At 69.7% G+C, this 23,356-nt stretch carries 23 protein-coding genes; 9 read left to right on the forward strand and 14 right to left on the reverse strand.

Annotated features, from left to right (window positions below):
- Positions 1 to 41: 41 nt before the first annotated feature.
- The 3 genes from IE307_RS08240 to IE307_RS08250 are packed head-to-tail and all read right to left on the reverse strand — an operon-like array spanning position 42 to position 2,647.
- Positions 42 to 1,619, reverse strand: a complete 1,578-nt coding sequence (locus IE307_RS08240; protein ID WP_191297250.1) for an FHA domain-containing protein — start codon at positions 1,617 to 1,619, stop codon at positions 42 to 44.
- A 31-nt stretch (positions 1,620 to 1,650) separates the two neighbouring features.
- Positions 1,651 to 1,824 (reverse strand): DUF397 domain-containing protein, encoded by a 174-nt coding sequence (locus IE307_RS08245; RefSeq protein ID WP_191297251.1) that lies wholly within the window; start codon positions 1,822 to 1,824, stop codon positions 1,651 to 1,653.
- Positions 1,799 to 2,647: a helix-turn-helix domain-containing protein gene (locus IE307_RS08250; protein WP_191297252.1), complete on the reverse strand. Its 849-nt coding sequence runs from the start codon at positions 2,645 to 2,647 to the stop codon at positions 1,799 to 1,801. Before IE307_RS08250 ends, IE307_RS08245 begins: the two co-directional genes overlap by 26 nt.
- Before the next feature lie 130 nt (positions 2,648 to 2,777).
- On the opposite strand from IE307_RS08250, the gene IE307_RS08255 reads away from it, so the two are divergent.
- The 6 genes from IE307_RS08255 to IE307_RS08280 are packed head-to-tail and all read left to right on the forward strand — an operon-like array spanning position 2,778 to position 8,168.
- Positions 2,778 to 3,902, forward strand: coding sequence for an efflux RND transporter periplasmic adaptor subunit (locus IE307_RS08255; RefSeq protein WP_191297253.1), 1,125 nt, complete (start codon positions 2,778 to 2,780; stop codon positions 3,900 to 3,902).
- On the forward strand, positions 3,899 to 4,579 hold the full coding sequence (locus IE307_RS08260; protein WP_191297254.1) for an ABC transporter ATP-binding protein: 681 nt from the start codon (positions 3,899 to 3,901) through the stop codon (positions 4,577 to 4,579). The genes IE307_RS08255 and IE307_RS08260 overlap by 4 nt, the downstream gene beginning before the upstream one ends.
- The gene (locus IE307_RS08265; RefSeq protein ID WP_191297255.1) at positions 4,576 to 5,766 is read left to right on the forward strand and encodes an ABC transporter permease; all 1,191 of its coding nucleotides are present in this window, start codon (positions 4,576 to 4,578) and stop codon (positions 5,764 to 5,766) included. The genes IE307_RS08260 and IE307_RS08265 overlap by 4 nt, the downstream gene beginning before the upstream one ends.
- A gap of 13 nt (positions 5,767 to 5,779) precedes the next feature.
- On the forward strand, positions 5,780 to 6,262 hold the full coding sequence (locus IE307_RS08270) for a hypothetical protein (RefSeq protein ID WP_229904519.1): 483 nt from the start codon (positions 5,780 to 5,782) through the stop codon (positions 6,260 to 6,262).
- Entirely contained in the window at positions 6,259 to 6,936 is a 678-nt protein-coding gene (locus IE307_RS08275) for a response regulator transcription factor (RefSeq protein ID WP_191297257.1), read from the forward strand. Before IE307_RS08270 ends, IE307_RS08275 begins: the two co-directional genes overlap by 4 nt.
- Complete coding sequence (locus tag IE307_RS08280; RefSeq protein WP_191297258.1) at positions 6,933 to 8,168, forward strand: sensor histidine kinase; 1,236 nt, start codon at positions 6,933 to 6,935, stop codon at positions 8,166 to 8,168. The genes IE307_RS08275 and IE307_RS08280 overlap by 4 nt, the downstream gene beginning before the upstream one ends.
- On the opposite strand, the gene IE307_RS08285 is transcribed toward IE307_RS08280, so the two are convergent.
- Complete coding sequence (locus IE307_RS08285) at positions 8,154 to 9,338, reverse strand: YbiU family protein (protein WP_229904520.1); 1,185 nt, start codon at positions 9,336 to 9,338, stop codon at positions 8,154 to 8,156. The two genes, IE307_RS08280 and IE307_RS08285, sit on opposite strands and share 15 nt — an antisense overlap.
- Before the next feature lie 87 nt (positions 9,339 to 9,425).
- Here IE307_RS08285 and IE307_RS08290 point away from each other — a divergent pair, with 87 nt between their 5' ends.
- A complete protein-coding gene (locus IE307_RS08290) occupies positions 9,426 to 10,499 on the forward strand; it encodes an ROK family transcriptional regulator (RefSeq protein ID WP_229904521.1) in 1,074 nt (357 codons plus the stop codon).
- Between the two features lie 3 nt (positions 10,500 to 10,502).
- Here the strand turns inward: IE307_RS08290 and IE307_RS08295 are convergent, their stop codons facing one another.
- From IE307_RS08295 to IE307_RS08320, 6 genes are all read right to left on the reverse strand, one after another.
- A complete protein-coding gene (locus IE307_RS08295) occupies positions 10,503 to 11,273 on the reverse strand; it encodes a class I SAM-dependent methyltransferase (RefSeq protein WP_191297259.1) in 771 nt (256 codons plus the stop codon).
- A gap of 90 nt (positions 11,274 to 11,363) precedes the next feature.
- The gene (locus IE307_RS08300) at positions 11,364 to 11,933 is read right to left on the reverse strand and encodes an XRE family transcriptional regulator (protein WP_191297260.1); all 570 of its coding nucleotides are present in this window, start codon (positions 11,931 to 11,933) and stop codon (positions 11,364 to 11,366) included.
- Between the two features lie 55 nt (positions 11,934 to 11,988).
- Positions 11,989 to 13,059, reverse strand: a complete 1,071-nt coding sequence (locus IE307_RS08305) for an FAD-dependent oxidoreductase (RefSeq protein WP_191297261.1) — start codon at positions 13,057 to 13,059, stop codon at positions 11,989 to 11,991.
- Positions 13,060 to 13,165: 106 nt separating this feature from the next.
- Positions 13,166 to 14,308 carry a galactonate dehydratase gene (dgoD, locus tag IE307_RS08310; protein ID WP_191297262.1) on the reverse strand — a complete coding sequence of 381 codons (1,143 nt, stop codon included), beginning with the start codon at positions 14,306 to 14,308 and terminating at the stop codon, positions 13,166 to 13,168.
- Positions 14,305 to 14,985 (reverse strand): SDR family NAD(P)-dependent oxidoreductase, encoded by a 681-nt coding sequence (locus IE307_RS08315; RefSeq protein ID WP_191297263.1) that lies wholly within the window; start codon positions 14,983 to 14,985, stop codon positions 14,305 to 14,307. Before IE307_RS08315 ends, dgoD begins: the two co-directional genes overlap by 4 nt.
- Positions 14,986 to 14,995: 10 nt before the next feature.
- On the reverse strand, positions 14,996 to 17,005 hold the full coding sequence (locus IE307_RS08320) for a DUF8189 domain-containing protein (RefSeq protein ID WP_191297264.1): 2,010 nt from the start codon (positions 17,003 to 17,005) through the stop codon (positions 14,996 to 14,998).
- A 73-nt stretch (positions 17,006 to 17,078) separates the two neighbouring features.
- Here IE307_RS08320 and IE307_RS08325 point away from each other — a divergent pair, with 73 nt between their 5' ends.
- Positions 17,079 to 17,672 (forward strand): bifunctional 4-hydroxy-2-oxoglutarate aldolase/2-dehydro-3-deoxy-phosphogluconate aldolase, encoded by a 594-nt coding sequence (locus IE307_RS08325; RefSeq protein ID WP_191297265.1) that lies wholly within the window; start codon positions 17,079 to 17,081, stop codon positions 17,670 to 17,672.
- Here the strand turns inward: IE307_RS08325 and IE307_RS08330 are convergent.
- From IE307_RS08330 to IE307_RS08345, 4 genes are read right to left on the reverse strand one after another with little or no spacing between them, the layout of a single operon-like run.
- Positions 17,647 to 19,602 carry an alpha-galactosidase gene (locus tag IE307_RS08330; RefSeq protein WP_191297266.1) on the reverse strand — a complete coding sequence of 652 codons (1,956 nt, stop codon included), beginning with the start codon at positions 19,600 to 19,602 and terminating at the stop codon, positions 17,647 to 17,649. The two genes, IE307_RS08325 and IE307_RS08330, sit on opposite strands and share 26 nt — an antisense overlap.
- Positions 19,599 to 20,408: a carbohydrate ABC transporter permease gene (locus IE307_RS08335; protein WP_191297267.1), complete on the reverse strand. Its 810-nt coding sequence runs from the start codon at positions 20,406 to 20,408 to the stop codon at positions 19,599 to 19,601. Before IE307_RS08335 ends, IE307_RS08330 begins: the two co-directional genes overlap by 4 nt.
- A gap of 1 nt (position 20,409) precedes the next feature.
- A complete protein-coding gene (locus tag IE307_RS08340) occupies positions 20,410 to 21,246 on the reverse strand; it encodes a carbohydrate ABC transporter permease (RefSeq protein ID WP_191297268.1) in 837 nt (278 codons plus the stop codon).
- Position 21,247: 1 nt separating this feature from the next.
- Positions 21,248 to 22,510 carry an ABC transporter substrate-binding protein gene (locus IE307_RS08345; protein WP_191297269.1) on the reverse strand — a complete coding sequence of 421 codons (1,263 nt, stop codon included), beginning with the start codon at positions 22,508 to 22,510 and terminating at the stop codon, positions 21,248 to 21,250.
- Positions 22,511 to 22,588: 78 nt separating this feature from the next.
- On the opposite strand from IE307_RS08345, the gene IE307_RS08350 reads away from it, so the two are divergent.
- Complete coding sequence (locus tag IE307_RS08350; protein ID WP_191297270.1) at positions 22,589 to 23,278, forward strand: FadR/GntR family transcriptional regulator; 690 nt, start codon at positions 22,589 to 22,591, stop codon at positions 23,276 to 23,278.
- Positions 23,279 to 23,356 lie beyond the last annotated feature (78 nt).

Genomic DNA, 23,356 nt, shown 5'->3' on the forward strand with positions numbered 1-23,356 from the left:
ACTCCCTGCGGCCAGCCGCCTGTCCGGGAAGCCGATCGGATCTAGGACACCAGCGAAAGGCCCCGGTTCGAAGGCTGCTCGGCCGCGACGGCCGGCGCGGCCGAGGGGACCTCGACCTCCTCGCCGCCGATCTCCCGCGTGATCCACGCCCCGGACTCCACCATGACCTTCAACGTCCGCGTGTCGAGGGCGTTGACGCGCCCGTAGTACCACTCGTCGGTGGCCAGCGGGCCCATGCGGTCGCCCATGCGCTTCTTGATGTCGAGAACGCGCTCGTACAGCGCCTTGACCAGCGCGGCGCGGTCGGCGGGGCCCTGGAGACCCTCGCGGATGCGGTCCTCGATGCCCCGCGGGGTGCCTTCGGAGTCGGGCATGAGCATGGTGGTCCAGGCGCGGGACTTCTCGCGGTACTGGAGCTGCTGCATGATGCCCTCGTGCTGCGCGAAGTCGGCGGCGCGGAAGGCGTTGCCGCGCCAGCGCTTCTGGAGGTTGACGGCCAGGGACAGCGCGCTCTTCAGGCCCGTGTTGAGGCCTCGGCCCGGCCAGAAGTGCAGGGAGTTGGCGGCGTCGCCCAGGAGGAAGCCGAACGTCGACGGGGCGAGCTGCGCGGTGAACTTCGACATCTGCTGCATGCCGAGGGTGAACGAGTTGATGCCGACGACGTCCGCGACGCCCACGCCGAAGAAGCGCAGGCCGTCGAGGATCCGGGGCCACAGGTAGGAGAGCTTGTCGACGGACGGCTTGAACACCGAGCGGTGGCGGTCGCACACGAAGCGGCCGTTGCCGGCGGGGCGCATGCTGCAGCCGAACTTGCCGATGCACGAGACGGGACCGCTCTCGCCGAGGGCGACGATCTCCGAGGCCTCCTCGGCGGTGAGGCGCATGTTGATGAAGCCGCCGCCGAGCGAGTTGAAGAGGAACCTGTTCTGCGCCACGGTCAGCGGCACGGTGTGCTCGTCGGGCGACTTGGCGGTGACGCGGATGCCGAGGACGCGCTCGTCCAGGGGCGAACCGTCCACTGAGAACAGTTCGCGGCTCGGGGTGCCGAACTGCGCCGAGAACGCCTCGCGGGTCGCGGAACGGGCGCCGTCGGCGATGGCGAGGACGTGCAGGCCGTCGAACCTGGCCGGCGGCGTGTAGGCGGCGGGGACGACCTCGATGCCGTAGACGTCCTGCGCCATGTCGAGCAGGCAGTCCTCGATCCAGCGGATCTTGATGTTGCGCGGACGCCCCTTGGACGCCGGGGAGTCCGGGCCGAGCGGCCACATCTCCGAGAACTTGCCCTGTGTGAACAGGCGCTCCTGCACAGCGGTCGGCAGCGACGCCCAGACGTTGCTCTGCAGCGTCACGACCTGCTCGCGGCGGTTGTTGCCCTCGGCCTGGCCCTTCCACACGACGCGGTTGCCCTGACGCGTCCAACGACGGTCGTGCACGCGGATGGAGACCCCGTCGCCCAGCAGCGACTTCACGGTGCAGGCGAACGCCAGACCCACCGGGCCGCCGCCCGCCACGTCCACCCGCAGCGGGGCGGTCTGGCGCAGCGGCACGACCCGGCTGCCCTGCTTGGGCAGCATCACCGTCGGGGCAATCCTGCCCACCAGCACCGTCTTCTCATCCATGCCGGTGACACGCAGGGAGGCGCAGGACGGTTCAACGAACTTCGAGGAATTTTTCCCAGGCGGTGAAGCTGAAGGTCAGGACGCCTCCGGAGGGGTTCTTGGAGTCGCGGACGAGCGCGTCACCGGACAGCGACACCTCGACGCAGTTGTCGTCCTCGGTGCCACCGCTGTAGCTGCTCTTACGCCATACGCGTTCCTGCGTCATTGAGGTCCTCTCGCGGTCGGTCGACGTACTCCGCCAGCTTGCTCCGCGATTGTTCCTCATCCAAGGCGACCTCAGCCAAACGGTCGAACAGCAACCGGGTACGTGCGATAGCGCCGGGATCCTGCACGAACACCTTGGCCAAATCGGTCGAGGTGAAGGCGATGGGCATTGCCTTCTCGTACTCCCACAACACACAACTGGTCCACGCGACGGAAACCCCGGCAGGCACGATGCGGATCCTGTGTGCGTTGAACAGCAGGGCCGCGTACTGGTCCTCCATGATCTCCGGGCTGCCGACCTGCATCTGCAGCGCGTGCTCGTGGATGTAGAACAAGCAGTCAGGCCGATCGTGGCGTTTCAGGATCGCCTGCCGATCGATCCGGAACTGGACCACTGTCGGGATCCGCTCTTCCGCGACGAATCCCGTGAGCCGGTAGAGAGCATCCGCGTACTCCGGCGTCTGAGCGAGACCGGGCACCGCCTGCACGTCGTAGCTCGTGATCACCGTCGCTGTCGCCTCGGCCATGGCGAGCGTGCGCAGGTTGTCCGGCACCTGGACGATGTACTCCTCGAAGGCACAGCGGTAGCGGCGCTTGAAGTCCTCGAAGAAGTCGATGTCCTTGCCTAGCATGGAAAGGTACTGCAACAGGTCGATCTCGCTCGGGCGGTACTTGCCGTTCTCCAGTGTGGAGACCTTGCTCGGGTCCCAGCCCAGTCGGACGGCGAAGGCGGCGCCCGTCAACTTGATGCAGGTCTCCCGGAGCTTGCGCAGCTCGTCGCCCAGTTCGCGGCTGTATGCGGTGGACGGAGTACTCGTGGCCATGGCTCGAACGTAGGGCTTGCTCGAAGAGCAACAAGGGGCTCATTCGGGTGAAAACGGTCGACCTGATCTTCAGCTCGCTCCCAGGAAACTCGCAGCCCCGGCACAGCTTGGCGGACGACGATCCCCGTCCATGACTCGACGTCGCAGATCCTTGGTGATCAACGGACTGCTGGTGGTGGTGCTCCTCGGGGCCGGTGTGGCCGGCTACCTGGTGTTCTTCGGTTCCTCCGGCAGCGCCCAGCCCACCGCGGCCCGCACGGCCGCCGCCGCGAACCGGGACGTGAGCGAGGTGGTGACGGCGTCGGGGACGGTGCAGAGCTCGTTCAGCGCCGCCGCGTCGTTCGGGGCGAGCGGCACCGTCATCGAGGTCAACGTCAAGGTCGGTGACGTCGTCACCAAGGGCCAGCAGCTTGCGAAGCTCGATCCCACGCAGGCGCAGCTGCAGGTCGACATCGCGCAGGGCAACTTGAACGCCGCTCTGGACAAGGGAACGGGCACGACCGCGTTGCTCACGGCGTACCGGCAGGCGCAGCTCGCGCTCCAGCAGGCGAAGGACACGCTGGCGTCCACCGTGCTGACCGCGCCCGGCGACGGCACGATCACGTCGGTGACCGGCGCCGTCGGGCAGAAGGTCGGTAGCTCGAACAACTCGTCGAGCACCACCTCCACGACCACCACCACGACGACCGCTTCGGGGTTCGTCGTCGTGACGGACCTGAAGAACCTGGTGCTGCACGCGAACGTCTCCGAGTCCGACGTCAGCTTGCTCAAGGCCGACCAGGCCGCGACCGTGACGGTCAACGCGATGCAGGCGCAGCCGGTCCAGGCCAAGGTCACGCAGGTCGACCTCACGCCCACGACGGCGAACAACGTCGTGCAGTACGGCGTCACGCTCACGCTGACCGAACCGCCGGCGGGGCTGCGGCCGGGGCAGTCGGCGAGCGTCGAGATCACCGTCGCCGGGGCCACCGGGGTGCTCGCGGTGCCCGCCGCGGCGGTGCAGACGGTCAACGGCGCGAGTTCCGTGGCGGTGCTGGAGAACGGCGCCGAGACGCGCAAGACCGTCGAGGTCGGCGTGCGCGGGGACCAGTACGTGGAGATCAAGTCCGGGTTGTCCGCCGGTGAGGAGGTCGTGCTGCCGCAGGTGACCACGTCGACGAACCAGAACCGCACCGGTCAGCAGCAGGGCGGCCAGTTCCCCGGCACCGGTGGCGGCAACCGCAGCGGCGGCGGCTTCACCGGGACCGGTCGATGAGCCCGGTCATCGAGGTCCGCGACCTCCGCAAGACGTACGGGAACGGCGACACGGCCGTGCACGCGTTGCGGGGCCTCGACCTGACCGTCGAGAAGGGCGAGTACATCGCGATCATGGGCGCGTCGGGGTCGGGCAAGTCGACGCTGCTCAACATCCTCGGGTGCCTCGACGTGCCGTCGGGCGGCAGGTACCTGCTCGACGGGATCGACACGGGCGAGTTCGACGAGGAGCAGCTCTCGTTGCTGCGCAACAGGAAGATCGGTTTCGTCTTCCAGTCCTTCAACCTGGTGCCCCGCACGACGGCACTCGCGAACGTCGAGCTCCCGCTGGTGTACGCGGGAGTTCGGCGTGCCCAACGCCGCGAACGGGCGTTGGCGGCGCTGGACCTCGTCGGTCTCGCGGACCGCACGCACCACCGGCCCAACGAACTATCGGGCGGGCAGCAGCAACGCGTCGCCATCGCACGGGCTCTGGTCACCTCGCCCGCGATCGTGCTGGCCGACGAGCCGACCGGCAACCTCGACACGGACTCGAGCCGTGAGGTGCTGGGCATCCTCGACCGCCTCAACGCCAGCGGCCGCACGGTCGTGCTCATCACGCACGAGGACGAGGTCGCCGCGCACGCCATGCGCACCGTCCGGGTCGTCGACGGCAGAGTCGCGGGGGTGCTGGTGTGAGGGTCTTCGAGATCGCCGCCTTCGCCGTGCGGGGCCTGACCGCGAACAAGATGCGGTCGGGGCTCACGACGCTGGGCATCCTGATCGGTGTCGCGTCGGTGATCCTGCTGATCGCGGTCGGCAACGGCGCGTCGAGCGCGGTGCAGCAGAGCATCGCGGGGCTCGGCACGAACATCCTGACGATCAGCCCGCAGCGCGCCCAGCCCGGCACCACCGCCAAGCCGCTGACCACGGCGGACGCGACGGCGCTGGTCGGCGCCGACTCCCCCGACGTCAAGTACGCCTCGCCCGTGGTCAGCGCCCAGGCCACCGCCGGCTACGGCGACACCACACACGACATCGGGCAGTTCATCGGCTCGGACCCGCGGTACTTCGACACCACGAACAGCTCGGTCGCGCAGGGGAACCTGTTCTCCGACAACGACGTCCAGCAGGCGCGCAAGGTCGTCGTGATCGGCTCGACCGTCGCCGCGGAGCTCTTCCCCGGCACCGATCCGGTCGGGAAGTCCATGCTGGTCAACAACATCCCGTTCACCGTCGTCGGAGTGCTGGCGGCCAAGGGTTCCAGCGGATTGCAGGACGCGGACGACATGGCCGTCGCTCCGCTGACGACCGCGCAGAACGCGTTGACCGGATACGGCAGTCTCACCCAGATCGTCGTGCAGGCGCGGTCGGCCGACGCGCTGCCGAACGCGCAGGCCCAGGTGACGACGATCCTCAACGGGCGGCACAAGATCACGGACACCGCCGACTACCGGATCCTGAGCCAGGACCAGCTGCTCACCGCGCGAACGGCGACCACCGAGACGTTCACCGTGCTGCTCGCGTCCGTGGCAGCGATCTCCTTGCTGGTGGGCGGGATCGGCATCACGAACATCATGCTGGTCACCGTCACCGAGCGGATCCGGGAGATCGGCATCCGCAAGGCCGTGGGCGCGCCCCGGTCCTCGATCCTCGGGCAGTTTCTGATCGAGGCGACGCTGCTGAGCCTGTTCGGCGGGGCGCTGGGCATCGCCGCGGGGATGATCGGCAGCCAGTTCACCATCGCGGGCATCCAGCCCGTGCTCGTGCCGTCGTCGGTGCTGCTGGCGTTCGCGGTGTCGGCGCTGATCGGCCTGTTCTTCGGCAGCTACCCGGCCTCCCGTGCCGCGAAGCTCCGTCCCATCGAAGCCCTCCGGCATGAATGAGGAGTCCTTGACCGTGTCCAACCCACTCGACCAGCCGCTCGAGAACGACATCTCGGCGGAGCTTAAGGAACGCAAGACGGGCTTCGCCAAGACCACCGTGGTCCTCGGGGTCGCGGTGCTCGCGATCGTGGCGTTCGTCGGCGGTGTGTTCGTGCAGAAGTCCTTCGGCACCGCCGAGACCCCGACGCGGCAGACCGCGGGCCGTCAGTTCAACGGCACACCGCCTTCGGGCCAGAACCGGCCGAACGGCGGCAACTTCGGAGGGCGCGGCACCGTCGGCACGATCGACCACGTCGAAGGCACGACCGTCTACGTGAAGACGCAGAACGGCCAGGTCGTGAAGGTGTCCACTTCGGACTCGACGAAGGTGGAGATCAGTTCAGAAGGCAAGCTGGCCGATCTCAAGGCAGGGCAACAGGTCGTGGTGCAGGGCCAGGCCGGTTCCGACGGCACCGTGACCGGGCAGACCATCACCCAGCGCCCGGCCACCGGATGACGGAACGCGGCCGGTTGCTCGTCGTCGAGGACGAACCCGACATCCGCGAACTGCTGTGCGCCAGCCTGCGGTTCGCGGGGTTCGTCGTGTCGAGCGCGGCGACCGGCTCGGAAGCACTGGACGCGGCCCGCACCGGCGCTCCCGACCTCGTCCTGCTCGACGTGATGCTGCCCGACCGCGACGGGTTCGAGGTGGTGCGGCGGTTGCGGTCGCTCGGCGTGCGGGTGCCCGTGCTGTACCTGACCGCGCGCGACGGCGCGGACGACCGCGTCACCGGCCTCACGATCGGCGGCGACGGGTACATCACCAAACCGTTCAGCCTGGAGGAGGTCATCGCCCGCGTGACCGCGGTGCTGCGCCGCACCCGGCCAGGCGCTTCCGAGCTGCTGACGTGCGGCGACCTGTCGCTGGACGTGGAGAGCCACGTCGTGCGGCGGGGTTCCCGGGCCGTCGAGCTGTCGCCGACGGAGTTCCGGCTGCTGCACTGCCTCATGCGCAACAGCGGGCGCGTGCTGTCGAAGGCGCAGATCCTCGACCAGGTGTGGCCGCACGACTTCGACGGCGACGTCGGCGTGGTCGAGTCGTACATCTCGTACCTGCGGCGCAAGGTAGACGGCACCGAACCACGCCTGATCCGCACGGTGCGCGGCATCGGGTACATGATCCGCCCATGATGTTGCGCGTGCGGCTGGTCGTCGTGCTCGTCGCCCTGGTGGCCGCGGGCCTGTTCGGCACGTGGCTGATCGGCTCCCAGGTGATGGAGAACTACCTCCTGCACCAGCTCGACGCCCGCCTCGACCGCGCGGTGTCGATGCTGCGCTCACTCCCGTTGCGCGACAACATGGTCCTGCGATCCCAGGACGGGGTCGTCGCGGGAACGCCCCTCGACGGCCTGCCCGCGTTCGGCTCCATGCCCCCCGGCGAGCACATCACCGTCGGCTCGTCGCGGGTGGTGATGCGGCAGTGGGACGGGCGCGAGCTGATCGCGGCCGTCGACCAGTCGGAGGTCGACCGGGCCGTCGGCGACCTGCGACTGGCGTTCCTGCTGATCAGCCTAGGCGCGCTGATCCTCGTGGGCATGGCCGGGTACGCGTTGGTCAGGGCCTCGACTCGGGGGTTGGAGGAGGTCGAGCAGGTCGCCGGGGAGATCGCGGCCGGCGACCTGTCGCGCCGGGTGCCGGTGCGGCGTCCCGGATCCGAGGTCGGGCGGCTGGCGTCGGCGTTGAACACGATGCTCGGCCAGATCGAGGCCTCGTTCGCGGCGCGAGTCCGCTCGGAGAGCCGGATGCGGCAGTTCGTGGCCGACGCCTCGCACGAGCTGCGGACACCGCTGACCTCGATCCGGGGCTACGCCGAGCTCTACCGGCAGGGCGCGGCTTCGGATGCTTCCGAGGTGCTGAAGCGCGTCGAGGACCACGCCGCGCGGATGGGCGTTCTGGTCGACGACCTGCTGCAGCTGGCGCGACTCGACTCGGAGCAGCCCCTCGCGCTGTCCGATGTGGACCTGGTCGTGGTGGTGGCCGACGCGGTTCTCGAGGCGCGGCGGCCCGTTTCGCTGGTGCTTCCGGCAGGACCGGTGGTGGTGCGGGCTGATGAGGCGCGGGTTCGGCAGGTCTTGACGAACCTGTTGGACAACGCTCTCGTGCACACGCCTGCCGGATCGCCTGTCGAGGTCAGGCTGACGGCGGGCATGGTCGAGGTCGCTGATCACGGGCCGGGGATGACGGCTGAGCAGGCTTCGCGGGCGTTCGAACGGTTCTACCGCGCGGATCCCGCGCGTGGGCCCGGTGGGACCGGGCTGGGGCTCGCGATCGTGGCGGCGCTGGTGGCGGCGCACGGGTGGCGGATCGAGCTGGACACCGCGCCCGGTGAGGGCGCGGTGTTCCGGGTGTTATTCGGGGCGTGAGCGGTTCGACCAGTCGCGTTCGTAGTGCTCCTCGGGGAAGTCGCTCGGACTCGACCCCGTCGCATGCGCGTGCCCGATCTCCTCCGCATAGCGCTCGTTGCGAGCGCACCACGGCGCCGCCGGGATGTACATGACGTTGCCCCACCCTTGCTGGTCCCGCACGGGCGCGACGCTGTGGATCATGTCGCAGTGCCACCAGACCGAGTCGCCGGCCTTGACGTCCGGGATGCCGCTCAACGCCTCCAGCAGCAGCGAGTGGTAGCGGGGGCTGACCGGGAAGACCTGGTTGACCGTGACGCCGCACATGTCGTCGTCCGGGACGTCGTCGAGCAGCGGGCGGAGCATCAGGTACGCCATGGCGCCGGGGATCGGGACGGTGTGCAGGACGCCCTGGTCGTGGTCCATGTCCGAGAGCGCGGTCCAGCCCTGGAAGGTGCGGAACACCGAGCACATCGTGGTTCCCGGGTACTGCGGGCCGGTGGTGCGGTGGGCGGCGTCCCACGGGTCGTACTGCTCGGGCGTGCCGTTGAACAGGTGCCGGAACGCCTGCTGGTACTCGCGGGTCATCCACAGGTCGAGCGTGCCGGGGTCGAGGTGGGTGCCGAGGCCGTTCGAGGTCGCGCCGGGCGGGCGGCGGCGGATGCGGTCCGGGTAGGCGACGTCCCTGGACGGGTCGAACCAGCCGTCGTGGTGCCAGAGGCCGTTGAGGAAGCGCTGGACGGTGGCCATGCGATCGTGCCGCCTGGCCTCGGTCTGCGCGGGTGACCAGTAGATCGGGTAGATCTCGGGCTTGGAGCCGACGCTGCCGAAGAAGTCGTCGCCGGGGCCGCGGTAGTTCTCGAAGAAGTCGTTGCTTTCGACGTAGTCCACGATGGACCTGTCCCAGGCGAGGGCCTGCTCCCGTTCGAAGTGGCCGCGCACGACCACGCAGCCGCGGCGGCGCACGAGGTCCGGGGACGCGGTGCCGGCCTCGATGTCGGCGTAGTCGATCACCGGCCACGCCTGACCGGTCTTGACGTCGTCGACCTCGCGGCGGATCTGCTCCTCGACGACCGCGAACACCTCTTCGACGCTGCGGCCGGACGCCTCGATGTTCGCCCGGATCGCCTTCTTCACCTCGCGGACCGCTTTCGGCAGGTCAGCGGGCGTGGTCTCCCAGTTCGGCAGCACGGTGACTCCTTCCAGTAAGGCCTCCTAACTTGGAACCATAGGCGTGTCGGGCTGTTCTGGGCAAGACCCCTAACTAGAATCCGTCGCGTGACCAGGCCGTCCCAGGAGTTGCTGCGCTCGATCTCGGACGAGCACGTGCTGCGCTCGTTGATGGCGGGGCGCAAGCTGACGCGGGCCGAACTGGCGGTCGAGACGGGCCTGTCGAAGCCGACGGTGAGCGAGAGCGTGCGCCGCCTGGTCGAGAACGGCCTGGTCGCCGACACCGGAGAACGCACGCCCGGCGGGCGCGGCAAGGGCAGGGTCGGCTCGTTCTACGGCCTCGCCGGGGACATCGGGGTCGCGCTGGTCGTCACGATCGCGCCCGGCGGGGTGACGGCGGAATGCGTTGACGCGTATGGAGATGTCGTCACACATGTCCGAAACCGCATCGCCGACGCCGTCGAGGTCGCCGCCACCCTCCCGCTGACGGTGACGGAGGCCGTTGCGGGACAACGCGTCCTGCTCAGCACGGTGAGCGCCGCCGACCCGGTCGACCGGCACACCGGACGGCTCGTCCACCTGCCGGACTCGCCGTTCCTCGTCGGCGAACTGGATCCCGTCGAGGTGCTGCGGCCGTTGGTGGGTGAGCCGGTGGTGGTCGACAACGACGTGAACTGGGCGGCGCAGGCCGAGCAGACCGCACTGGGCACGTCGGACTTCGCCTACCTGTACCTGGGCGAGGGCCTCGGATGCGCGCTCGTCGCCGACGGCGAGGTGAGGCGCGGGCATTCGGGACTGGCCGGCGAGATCTCGCACCTCGTCACGGTCGGGCCGTCCGGCGCGACACCGTTCATCGAGGTGTTCGGCGAACTCGGGCTGCGCCGGCCGGGGACGACCGCGATCGACGTGGCACGGGTGGGTGAGGCGGATCCCGTGGTGCTCGCGCGGGCGATCAGCGGGGTCGTGACGGCGCTGGTGACGCTGGCCGATCCCGAGTTCGTCGTGATCGGCGGGTCGTGGGGGCCTTCACTGCTCGACGCGATCACGTCCGAGTGCGCGCGGTCGCCGCGTCCCGTGCCGATCAGGGTCGCCTCGGTGGCGGAGCCGTCGCTGACCGGTGCTCGCGCGGACGCATTGCACCGGTTGCGCGCCGCGTTGGTCGAGGCCTCCAAGGCGCAGTGACCGTCATTTCCGCGCCGCCCAGACGGTGCGTTCGGTGCGCAGTTCGAGGTCGTCGCGGCGCAGGGCCGGTTCGACGGCTTCGGGGTCGAGCAGCCTCCGCAGGACGATGCGGGCGTACCGCACCACGGCCTCGGACCGTTCGAGGTGGACGTTGATGGTGCGTTCGTCCTCGACGGTGAACCCGGCCTCCGTCAGCTTCGGTCCCCAGTCGGCGCCTCGGTGGGGCAGGCGTTCGTCGTGGCCGTCGGGAGCCTGTTCGGGGAAGAACTGCGGCATGCCCGCCAGTTCCACGACGGCGAGCAGGCCGCCGGGCGCGAGGGTCTTGTGCAGCCGTTCGAGGACGTGGTGCGGGTTCGTCATGTGGTGCAGGGAGGCCGAGGCCCAGATCAGGTCCGGGGTGCCGAGGTCCGGCCACTCGGCGTCGAGGTCGGCCAGGACGGTGTGGACCCTGTCGGCCACGCCCCGCTCGCCCGCCTTGGCCCGGAGTCGCTGGAGGTGCTCCACCGAGGAGTCGACTGCGGTGACGTGGGCCTCGGGGAAGCGGCTCAGCAGGGCGAACGTCCCCGCACCCGTGCCGGCGCCCAGGTCGACGATCTGGCGGGGTCCGGTGATGGGCAGCCGGTCGATGACGTCGGCGGTGTGGGTGGCGAGGAGTTCGGCGTCGAGGTCGAGGACCTCGGCCTGATCCGCCTGGTCAGTCGCAGATCCGTGCCCGTGCCCGTGTCCATGCCCGTGGTCGTGTGCGTGGCCGTGCCCATGTCCGTGTTCGCTCATGACCTCAACGTAGGTCCGTCGTGCGTCAGATGCACGGCCGCTTGCGCGATCGGCAAGACAGTAGGCCTCCACGCTGCCAGCGGCGCAAGATCACGCCTTCTTGTCGGCGTTGTGCCCGCGCCGCGCCTCCCGGTCGAAGATCCCGAGGATCTCGCACGGCCCGCCCGCGGTGCCGATGGCGTGCGGCAGCATCGTCGGGAACTCGGCGGCCTGGTTCTTCTCGACGCGGAACCGGCGGCTGCCCAGCAACAGCACCGCCGTGCCCGACAGCACGACCAGCCACTCGCGGCCGGAGTGCGCGCGAAGGGACGCCGGGTTGTCGGGCGGCGGGGCCGTCATCCGCTGGCGCATGACGGTCATGCCCGGCTCGGCCTTGATCGGCCAGCGCATCGAGCCGTGCGCGCCGTCGAGCATCGGGCTGATGATCACGTCCTCGGTATCGGTCTCGACCAGCTGGTCCAGCGACGTGTCCAGAGCGCGCGCGAGGGTCACGAGCTGGTCGAGGGCGAGGCGGCGCTGGCCGTTCTCGATGCGGCTGAGCGACGACGGGCTGAGCTTCGCGCGGGTCGCGAGCTCGTCGAGCGACCAGCCCTGCGCCACCCGCAGCGCGCGGATCCGCTTGCGCACCAGGCCGTCCAGGTCGCCATCTTCTTGCGTCATGCGCATGATGGTATGCCTCTGCGGCAGGACCGCACGGCGGTCCTGCCGCAGTTCGTCAGGCCTCGACGAGCAGGTCGAGGAACTTCTGCGGCGGCTCGTCGCCGAACAGGCTCCGCAGCATCTCCTCCGAGTCCTCGGCGGTCTTGACCGCGCGCACGAACATCGCCTCCTCATAGGACGCCAGCGCGGTCTCGACGTCGTCGTGCGAGGCGAGGGCCTTCGCGAGCTCGGCGCCGTCGAGCATCGCCAGGTTGGCGCCTTCACCGTTGGGCGGCATGAGGTGCGCGGCGTCGCCGACGAGCGTCACGCCCGGCACGCGCTCCCACCGGTGCCCGTGCGGCAGGGTGAAGTGCGGGCGGAACATCGGCGGCGTGTCGGACTCGGTGATCAGCGCGGTCAGCTCGGGCGCCCACCCCTCGAACTCCGCGGGAACGTGGCTCAGGTCGCCGAACCACTCGATCGGACGGCTGAACTCCACGTAGGCGTGCAGGACCCCGCCGGCTTCGCGGTGCGCGTGGATCCCCTTGCCCTGGCCGGGCGCGAACATCGAGCCGCCGCCGACCGCCTTCGCGACCTCGGGGTGGCGGGTGTCCGCGTCGTGCAGGTACGTCTCGACGAACGCCATGCCGGCGTACTCGGGCGTCGCGTCGGAGAGCAGCGGCCGGACGCGGGACCACGCCCCGTCGGCACCGACGAGCAACTCGGCGTCCACAGTGGACCCGTCCGCGAACGTGACGGTCCTGCCCTGCGCACCGGTCACCTTGCAGCCCCAGCGGACCGTGCCGGCCGGCAGCGAGTCGATCAGCATCTGGCGCAGGTCGGCGCGCTGCACCTCGGGACGCCCGCCGGTGCCGTCGTCCTCCTTCTCGAACAGGACGGACCCGTCGGAGTCCAGCACCCGCATGGCCTCGCGGCCCGGCAGGACGAGCGCGCGGAACTCGGTCATCAGGCCCGCGTCCTCGACGGCGATCTGTCCGTTGTAGTCGTGGATGTCGAGCATTCCGCCCTGCGACCGCGCCGTCGGCGACTCGTCCGCCTCGTAGACGGTGGACGGGATGCCGTGGACGTGCAGCACTCGGGCGAGGGTGAGACCGCCGAGACCGGCGCCGATGATCGTGACGTGCATGAAGAGCTCCCCTGGAGATCGTGCCGCCTCCCTGACGGCACGACCAGGTTCGCCCGGAGCGCTGGCACTGCCCGCACACCTCGCTGACAGCGGCTGGCAGCCGCTGTCACCACTCCGCGAAGCCGCCGTCGTCGTGCCGCCAGATCGGCGAGCGCCACGCGTGCCCGGTCTCGGCCGCGCGGCGCACCGCGGCCTCGTCGACCTCGACGCCCAGTCCCGGCCCGGTCGGCCGCGCGATCCAGCCGTCCACCACGCGCACGGGCGCCATGTCCACCAGGTACGACGGGTCGGAGCCGTTGTAGTGCATGCCCGCGCTCTGCTCCTGGATCAGGAAGTTAGGCGTGGTGAACGCGACCTGCAGCGAGGCGGCCAGCGAGATCGGCCCGAGTGGGCAGTGCGGGGCGATCGACGCCCCGTACACCTCGGCCAGCGACCCGATGCGGCGAAGCTCCGAGATGCCGCCCGCGTGCGACGGGTCGGGCTGCACGACCGCGACACCGGCGTCGAGCACCGGTTTGAACTCCCAGCGAGAGAACAGCCGCTCCCCCGTCGCGATCGGCACCGCCGACGCCTGCACGACCGACGCCAGCACCTCGGCGGGGAGTTCGGGCAGCACCGGTTCCTCGACGAACATCGGCTGCACCTCCTCGAGCATCCGCACGAGCCGCCGGGCCATGGCGGGCGAGACCCGGCCGTGGAAGTCGATCGCGAGATCTCCCCGCGGGCCCAGGGCCTCCCGTGCCTCACGGGCCCGGGCGACCACCGCGTCCGCGTCGGCGGGCGAGGCGATCGGGCGCATCTCCGCCGTGGCGTTCATCTTCACGGCGGAGAATCCCGCCGCGACCTGCTGTGACACCGCGTCGAACACGCCGTCCGGCCGGTCGCCACCCACCCACGAGTACGCGCGCACCCGGTCGCGCACCGGGCCGCCGAGCAGTTCGTGGACCGGCAACCCGCGCGCTTTGCCCGCTATGTCCCAGAAAGCGTGGTCGTAGCCCGAGAGCGCCGACGACAGCACCGGGCCGCCGCGGTAGAAGCCGCCGCGCCGCAGGACCTGCCACAGGTCCTCGACGCGCAGCGGGTCCTGGCCGACGACCAGTTCGGACAGTTCGTGCACCGCCGCGCGGACCGTCTCGGCCCTGCCCTCCACGACCGGCTCGCCCCAGCCGCTCACCCCCTCGTCGGTGCTCACCTTGAGGAACAGCCAGCGGGGCTCGACCAGGAACGTCTCGACCGCCGTCACCTTCATGAAGAATCCTTCGCCGCGGACCAGCCGCCGTCGACCAGAAGCTCCGCACCCGTCACGAACGACGCCGCCGGAGACAACAGGAATCCGATCACCGAGGCCACCTCTGCCGGGTCGCCGAGGCGTCCGGCCGGGGTGGCTCGGGCACTGCGTTCCCGATCCTCGTCCGAGACCCGGTCCCACGCCGCCGTCAGCACGGGACCGGGCAGCACCGCGTTCACCCGGACGTCGGGCGCGTACTCGACGGCGAGCTGGCGGGTCAGTGCGACCAGCGCGCCCTTCGAGGCCGCGTACGCGCCGTGGCCGGGGATGCCGAAGTGCGCGTGCACGGACGACACGAGCACGACCGAGCCCTGGCGTTCGCGCAACGACGGCAGGCAGGCCCGCAGGCCGTGGAACGCGCCGCCGAGGTTGACCGCGAGCTGGCGTTCCCACTCGGCCGGTGTCGTCTCGCCGAGCGGCTTGACCGCGACGGTGAAGGCGTTGCTCACCAACGCGTCCACGCCGCCGTCGCACAGGTCGAGCGCCCGCTGCCAGGTCTCCGGATCGCTGACGTCTCCCCGCACGGCCACGTCACCGCGCAGGTCGACGCCGACGACCCGGTACCCGTTGTCCGTCAGGTGCTTCGCCGTCGCGGCGCCGATTCCGGCACCCGCACCCGACACCACCGCGCACTTCACGCACGTTCTCCTAGAGCTTCTGCCGGTAGATCTTGTCGTCCGGTCCGCGCACGACCGTCCACGCGGAACCGTCCGGACCAGCAGTAGCACCGACGGCGCCGACGAGCGAGCCGCTCGGGAACTCGGGACGGTGAAACCAGCCGCCCCAGACGCCACCGGAGGCGTTGACCTGCCAGAGCGTGTAGTCACCTGCCCGCGCGAACAGGTAGATCCGGTCCTGGAACTCGACCAGGGTCGGGTTGCCGGAGATCACTCCTCCGAGTGACGTCCACCGCCCGCCTGCCACGGGACGCACCCACACGGCGTCGGCGGCGGTCCGGACGGCGACCTGACCGCCGGCGACGCTGGGCCTGCCGTAGATCGGGGCGTCACCGGGCGCGCCGAGCGAGGTCCAGGTGCCCTTGTACAGCCACACCTGGCCGTCCTCCCCCCGGGCGACGACGGTGCCGTCCTGCGCAACGCCGGGTGCGTCGGTGAGCTTGCCGCCCAGCGACTTCCACGAGCCCCAGCGTCCGTTGTGGAGCGTCCGCTGCCACGCGCGGTCGTCGTTGCCGCGGACCGTCACCTCGACGTCCGTGCCGACCGTGCGGACGGCGGGCTGGCCCTGGATCACCTTGCCCAGGCCCGACGACTTGCCGTTGCGGAGCATCTTCAGCTCGCCACCGGCTCCGCGGCTGAACACCAGTGCCTCGTCGCCGACCCGTGCGATCGCGGGCGACGCGGTGGCGCCGGAGCCGACCGCCTCGCCGGGAACGAGGTCGGTGCCGCGCAGCTTGAGCATCGCGGTGCCGTGCGGGGGAACGGTGACGGTGTACTTGTCCGTGGCGCTACCGCGATCGGCGCGCGCACGCAGGTCACGCACCGCGACAGTGCCCTTCAGCCCCGCTGCGGCGAAGTCCACCGTCATCTCGGCGGGCACGTCGCGGCGGTTGAGGAGCACGACCGAGCGCTCGCCTTTGCGGGACAACACCTTGCTGTAGACGTCGGTGTCCCCGGTCGAGGCGACCCGCACGCCCTGGATGGCGAGGGGGTCCTGGTTGACAGCGAGGATCTCCGGGTTCTTGAGCGTGCCGACCATCGACGGCGGCAGCGTGCGCGGGTCCGAGCCGATGATCAGCGGTGAGGACATCTGCGCCCACATCACGAACTGCGAGGTCGACTCCTCCTCGTTGAGCTCGTAGGTGCCCTGCTGCGTCCTGCGCATCGGGATCAGGTAGTCCGGGTCGTTGTACCGACCGGGACCGTTCGCCTCGGGGTGCGCGGCGTTGCGGTCCATGTTGCGCAGCACGTCGCGCCAGATGCCCTCGTACGGCGTGCCGAACGCGATGTCCGTGCTGGTGCGCCACGAGTCGCCGTGCAGCGGGCCGAACGTGTAGGAGACGTCGGCGGTCTGCTCGGGCGTGTGCGGGACGCCCCACTCGTCGGTGACCGGGTTGCAGATGTTGAGGATCATGGGCCTGCCGGCCTTCTTCAGCGCCTTGCTGAAGTCCGCGTACGCCTGCGCCGGGTTCAGGTTCGCCGCGATGCCGCAGAGGAAGTCGACCTTGACCGCGTCGAACTTCCAGTCCGCGAACCGCTTCGTGTCCTTCTCGTACAGGCCACCGCTGCCGGCCGCGCAGTTCTTGCCGTCGGACGGTCCGGCGTCGGTGTAGATGCCCGCCTTGAACCCCTTGGCGTGCAGGTCGCTGACGAGCTTCTTGATACCGCTCGGGAACTTCGCCGGGTCCTCCTGGAGGTCGCCCCTGGCGTCCCGCGGGGTGGGAGCGGTCCAGCCGCCGTCGATCCACAGGAGCTCGTACCCGGCATCGCGCATCCCGCTGTTCACCAGGAAGTCCGCGATGCTCCGGATCTCCTTCTCGCTCGGCGCGCCGAGTCCGTAGTACGTGTTCCAGCCCATGTACGGGGTCTTGGCGACACCGCTGTCGTAGTAGGTGGGCGCTCCCTGGTCGTCACCTGCGTGAGCGGGTGCCGCCACCAGGGACATCAAGGCGATGGCCAACGCGACTCTGCGAACCGACATGCTCGTGAGCCTTCCCCCGCCCGTCAGCGGTGTCAAGAATAATTCGTAATTTATGTGTAGTAGGCTGGCGGGCGTGAGCTACCGCTACGAGATCACCCAGGCAGTCGTGCGGCAGGGCATCATCGCGATCATTCGCACCGCCGACACCGCCTCCGCCGTTCAGGCCGCTGCCCCGCTGCTGGACGCCGGCATCACGTCCCTCGAGCTGCCGTTGACGAACCCCGGCGCGCTGGAGGCGATCCGGCAGCTGCGCACCGACCACCCCACGGCCACCATCGGTGCCGGATCCGTGCTGGACGAGGCCTCCGCCGTCGCGGCCGTGCGGGCGGGGGCGCAATTCCTGGTGGCGCCCAACCTGAACGCCGCGGTGATCCGCGCGGGGCACCGGTACGGGGCGGCGGTGCTGCCCGGGGCCGGTTCGGTGTCCGAGGTCGTGCAGGCGCTGGAGGCAGGGGCGGACGCGGTGAAGGTGTTTCCCGCGCCCACGCCTCAGTGGGTGCGCGACGTTCTCGCCGTGCTGCCCCACGCGCCGCTGGTGCCGACCGGGGGTGTCGCGCCCGCCGACGTTCCGGCCTGGCTGGAGGCCGGAGCGGTGGCGTGCGGGGTCGGGTCGGCCCTCGCCCGCACGCCGATCGAGGAGATCAGGGCCCTGATCGCACGGGCCTGAGCACGACCAGGTCGGCGTCGTTCGCCTGCGACCAGGCGAACGGCAGCCCGACATGGACCAGGTGCGCCGCCGAGTAGACCCGGCCGTCCTCGTCCACATAGGACCCCGTCAGACCTTGCAGCTTCACCCGTGACGATTGCCCCGGCACCGTCGGCACCCCGGTCAGCGAGCCCGTGTTCCAGGCCAGCACGACGACCCGGTCCTCGCCGTTGTACTGGATCGCGTCCTCCCCGAGCAGGTGCGCCTCACCCCCGTGCACGACGTCCCGGACGTCCTTGTACAGGGTGATCAGCGCGGCGGCCTCCTCGCGCTCGTCGGCGGACCAGTGCCGCAGGTCCGCGCCGATGCCGAGCACGCCCGCCATGGCCAGCACGAAGCGGAACTTCAGCGATCGCGGGCGCGCGTCGAACACGCCGGGCGCGTCCGTGACCCATGACGACATCAGGTGCGGTGCGTGCATGTGCAGGAAGCCGTGCTGGATCTTCAGTCGGTCGAGCGGCGCCGTGTTGTCGCTGGGCCACACCACGTCCGTGCGCGCTGTGGTGGCGAGGTCCGTCCGGCCGCCGCCGCCCGCGCAGCCCTCGACCAGCACGTGCGGGTGCTTGGCCCGCAGGTGGTCGAGCACGCGCCAGTAGTTGCGGACGTGGGCGTCGTCGAGCTCGCCGGGGCGTTCGGTGGCGGGGCGGTTCATGTCCCACTTCAGGTAGCTGATCGGGTGATCGGTCAGCAGTCTGTCCAAAGTGGAGACGATGAACTCGTACACCTCGTCCAGGCCCAGGTTGAGCAGCAGCTGGTTGCGGATCAGCGTGGGTTCGCGGCCGGGCAGGCGGTAGACCCAGTCCGGGTGGTCGGCGTAGAGCCGCGACTTCGGGCTGACGGACTCCGGTTCCACCCACAGGCCGAACTCGAGGCCCATCGCCCGCACGTCCTCGGCGAACGCGCCGAAGTCCGGTGACTCCGGGTACCAGTCGCCGAGGCCGCCGGTGTCGTCGTGGCGGCCGGTGAACCAGCCGTCGTCCACCACGAACAGCTCGACGCCCATGCCGGCGGCGATCTCGGCCAGCTCCCGCTGCTTGTCCAGGTCGACCTCGAAACCTGTTGCTTCCCAGGAGTTGTAGAGCACCGGCTTGCGCGCGGGTCGTGACCGCGACCGGTCGTAGGCGTGCCAGACGCGCGCCAGGCCGTCCGTCGAGTACGCCAGCGCCAGTTCCGGGGTCGTGAAGGTCTCCCCCGGTCCGACCACGACCGGGCCGAGCATCCCGGCACGCACGCGCGTGAGCCCGGACGGCTCGACCTCGGCCGTGATCTCCCAGGAACCGGACCACGCCAGCGACACGCCCCACGTGTCGTCCACGGACAGCCAGGGCGCGTAGTTGTGCCCGGGAACGCCGTAGGAGCTGCCGATCCGGAACCCACCGGCCGGCAGGGTCACGTGGTCCAACTGGAACTCGCGCGACCACTCGCCGTGCAGGAACGACAGCCGCGGTTCCCCGACGGGCAGGCACACTCCCGCCGACCCGATCCTGCTGAGGCGGACCGGTTCGTCGCGCGTGTTGGTCACCTCGACCCAGCGTGCGAGCACGTCGACGCCGGGTTCCGGCCGGTAGCAGAGGACGACGCGGAGACCGGCCACCTCGTCGGCGAACGCGAGCCGCAGCACGCCGTCCGCCTCGGTGGCGCCCTCGAAGGTGAACCACGAGTCGCCGTCGATCTCCAGGTCGGCCCCCGTGAACGGGCGCTCGCCGCGCGGCGCGTACTCGATCGGTGCAGCGTCGGCCTCGGTGATGAAGTGGACGTCGCCGAGGTTCTTCAAGGGCGACGGGCCTTCCTCGACGCCGTGCGGGCCCCATGCCACGAGTTCGGCCCAACGGCCACCCGGTTCGACGGCCACCGTGTAGGAGGTGGTGGCCATGCGAAGGGTCCAGGTCATTTGACAGCTCCCACCGCGAGTCCGGAGATGAAGTGCCGCTGGAACCGCAGGAACACCGCCACGGTCGGGATCGCCGCGATCACCGAACCGGCCGCGATCACGTTCCAGTTCGAGACGTACTGACCCTGCAACGCCAGCAGCGCGGGCGTCACCGGCATCACGGAGGACGACCGCAGCACGGTGATCGCCCACAGCAGGTCGTTGAAGATCCAGGTGAACGCCAGCGCGGCCAGGGCGGCGAGCGCGGGCCTGGTCATCGGCAGCACGATCCGCCAGAGGATCTGCACGGGACCGGCGCCGTCGATGGTGGCGGCCTCCTGCACCTCGTTCGGCATCGCGCGCATGAACCCCTGCAGCACGAACGTGTAGAAGCCCAGCCCGAAGCCGACCTGCACCACGACCAGCGCGAACAGCGTGTCGTAGATGCCGAGCAGCTCGGTCAGCTTCGACACCGGCACCAGCAGGATCTGAGGGGGCAGCAGGTTGCCCGCGAGCATCAGCAGGATGATCGAGCGCCGGCCGGGAATCGCGAAGCGGCTCAACGCGTACGCGGCCGCCGAGGCCAGCGCGAGCGACAGGAACACCGTCGGGACGGTCACGACGACGCTGTTCCACATCGCGCCCGCGCCGCCGTTCGTCCACGCGTCGGCGAACCCGGCGAACGTGAACGACTGCGGGAAAGACGCGAGCCCGTTGGCGGCGATGTCGTCGAAGCTTCGGACCGCCGTGACGAGCACGGCGACGATCGGCAGCAGCCAGAGCACGGAGATCGTGCCCGCCACGGCGTGGAAGACGCGATTGGACATCTCAGTTCTCCCGGAACGCGCGGACGAGGTACGTCACGATCACGCCGAACGCCAGCACGAAGATGACGACGGCCAGCGCGCTTGCGTAGCCGAGTTTCAAAGACTGGAAAGCAGTCGAGTACATGTAGGTGCTGAGCAGCTCGGACGAGTGGTAGGGGCCGCCGCGCGTCATCGACCACACCACGTCGAACGATCGCAGCGAGTCGATCACGATCACCGACAGCACCACCGAGTTGACCGAACCGAGCTGCGGCCAGGTGATGTGCCGGAACTTCTGCCAACCGGTCGCACCGTCCAAAGTGGCCGCTTCGTAGAGCCCGGGGTCGATGCCCTTGAGCCCGGCCAGGTACAGCACCATCACGTACCCGACCTGCCGCCACAGCGCGGGAACCAGCACCGCGTAGAGCGCGGTGTCCGGGTCGGCCAGCGGACTGCTGTCGAAGATCCCGCCCGGCTGGTAGAGCACCTGCCAGATCAGCGAGGTGGCGACGAGCGAGAACACGACCGGCACGAACAACGCGGCCCGGTACACGCCGACGCCGCGGCGTTCCTTCTGCAGCAGCACGGCCATGCCGAGCCCGCTCACCGCCGACAGGCCGCCGAAGAGCACGAGCCAGATCGCGGTGTTGGTGACGGCGGTGTGGAAGACCGGGTCGTCGATCATCCTGGCGTAGTTGTCCAGCCCGACGAACCGGGGCGGCGAGACGCCGTCCCAGTTCGTCAGCGCGAGCCAGAACCCCTGCAGCGCGGGCCAGAAGACCCAGAACCCCTCCACCGCCAACGGGACGAGCACGAACAGCAGCAGGATCGGAGGGACCCTGGTGGAGCTCCTGGTCATGTCAGCTCGACCACACCTGCTGAGCGGCCTTCTGCCAGTCCGCGAGGATCGTGTCCAGCTGGTCGGGCTGCTGGAGGAACTTGATCAGTGCTGCGTCCGCGGTGGGCTGCAACGCGTCGCTGGAGTCGCGGTTGAAGAACTGCGTGATCTCCGCGGCCTCCTTGAGGTGTTGCCGGCCCTTGGTGACCAGGGGTGTGCCGGAATCCTCGGCATTGGGATGCGTCGGCAGGACAGTGCCGGACGAGGCCTTGATGTAGGCCTCCTGACCCTCTGCCGTCGCCGCGTAGGTCAGGAACTCCTTCAGCTCCTTGACGTGCGGTGACTTGGCGCTCGCGAAGAACCCGTCGGTCGGGCCCTCCTCCGCCAGCGGCACCTTCGGGTCGATGATCGGGAACCGGAAGAAGTCGATGTCGTCGATCGCGTCCTTCGGTGCCGCGTCGGCGAAGAACGCGCCGGTGAGCAGCATTCCGGTGCGGCCCTGCAGCATCGCGGTCGTGGCCTCCTGGAAGCCGATCGCGGTGCCGTTCGGGTCGGTGAAGGGCAGGACCTCGCGCCACGGCGTGAAGATCGCCTTCACCCTCGGGTCGTCGAACTTCTGCTTGCCCGCCAGGAGTTCGCGGTGGAACGGCGCGCCGTTGACGCGGATGTTGAAGTAGTCGAACCAGCTCGACGCGGTCCACGGCGAGTCCGACCCCGCGCCCATGCCGAGCGGGATCACGCCCTTGCCCTGCAGGACCCTGCACAGGTCGACGAACTCGGTCCAGGTCTTCGGCGGGGTCACGCCCCATTTGGCGAAGTTGGACTTGCGGTAGAAGAAGCCCCACCAGTAGTACGTCGTCGGCACGAACACCTTGCCGCTCAACGTCTTGAACGACTGGGGGTAGTCGCCCATGGTCTGCCAGACGTCGCTGATGTCGAGCAGCAGGCCCTTCTCCTCGTACCCCTTGAGCAACGCGCCGGGGTACCAGGTGAAGAGGTCGGGCGGGGTGGCCGAGGTGAGGTAGCTCGGCAGCTGGGTGCGGAAGGTCTCGGAGGCGACGGTGTTGACCGCCGCCTGCGCGCCCTTCCTGTCGTTGAACGCCTTCACCAGTGCGTCGATCGCCGCTTTCGCCGCGGGCGCCGACAGGTTCGACTGGATCGTGGCCGTGCCCGCGGCCTGGGTGACCGGGCCTGAGGACGCCGAGGTGGCGCAGGATGCCGTGCCGCTGACCAGCAACCCGGCTCCCGCGGCAGCGGTGACGCGGAGGAAGTGACGCCTGTCCATGGCTGAGAAGACTGCGCGCTGACCATGATCAAGTCAAGAATAATTCATAATTTATGATCTGCCGTATGCTCTGGCCTCATGAACGAGAAGCGGCTGCGCGGCGTGCACGGTCAGACCGTCGAGGCGCTGGCGGGCCGGATCCTGGCCGGCGAGATCGGCGAGGGCGACACCCTCGACCTCCCCGCGCTGCGCGAGGAACTCGACGTGTCGCTGACCGCCCTGCGCGAGGCGCTGAAGGTCCTCTCCGCCAAGGGCATGATCGACGCGCGCCAGAAGCGCGGCACGTTCGTGCAGCCGCGCTCGTCGTGGAACCTCCTCGACACCGACGTCATGCGCTGGCAGACCCAGGCGAGCAACACCGACCACAGCCTGTTCGACGAGCTCACCGAGATGCGCGTGATCGTCGAACCGGCCGCCGCCCGCCTGGCCGCCGAACGCGCGTCGGAGGCCGACATCGAGGCCCTGTCAGCCGCCCTCGACCGGATGGCGGCGGCACGCGACCTCGCCGCGACCGTGCGGGCCGACCTCGAGTTCCACCGGCTGCTGATGGCCGCCACGCACAACGCGTTCCTGACCCAGGTCGAGCGGATCATCGCGATCGGGCTGGCCGAGCGGGACAAGCTCGTGCACGGGACCGTGGACGACGACCCGGTCCCCTCGCACCGCGCGGTGCTCGACGCGATCTCGGCGCGCGACCCCGAGGCGGCCTACGAGGCGATGAAGGCGCTGGTCGACAAGTCGGGCGCGGACCTCGACCGCCTGCGCTGAGGTTCATCGGCTCTTGATCGATACGACACCATCGGGTCATGCCCGATTGGTTGTGAAAAGTATTCACGTCCGTCAGCA

Origin of the sequence: Lentzea cavernae, assembly GCF_014653695.1 — a bacterium.
In the GTDB taxonomy this organism is placed as follows: Bacteria; Actinomycetota; Actinomycetes; order Mycobacteriales; family Pseudonocardiaceae; genus Lentzea; species Lentzea cavernae.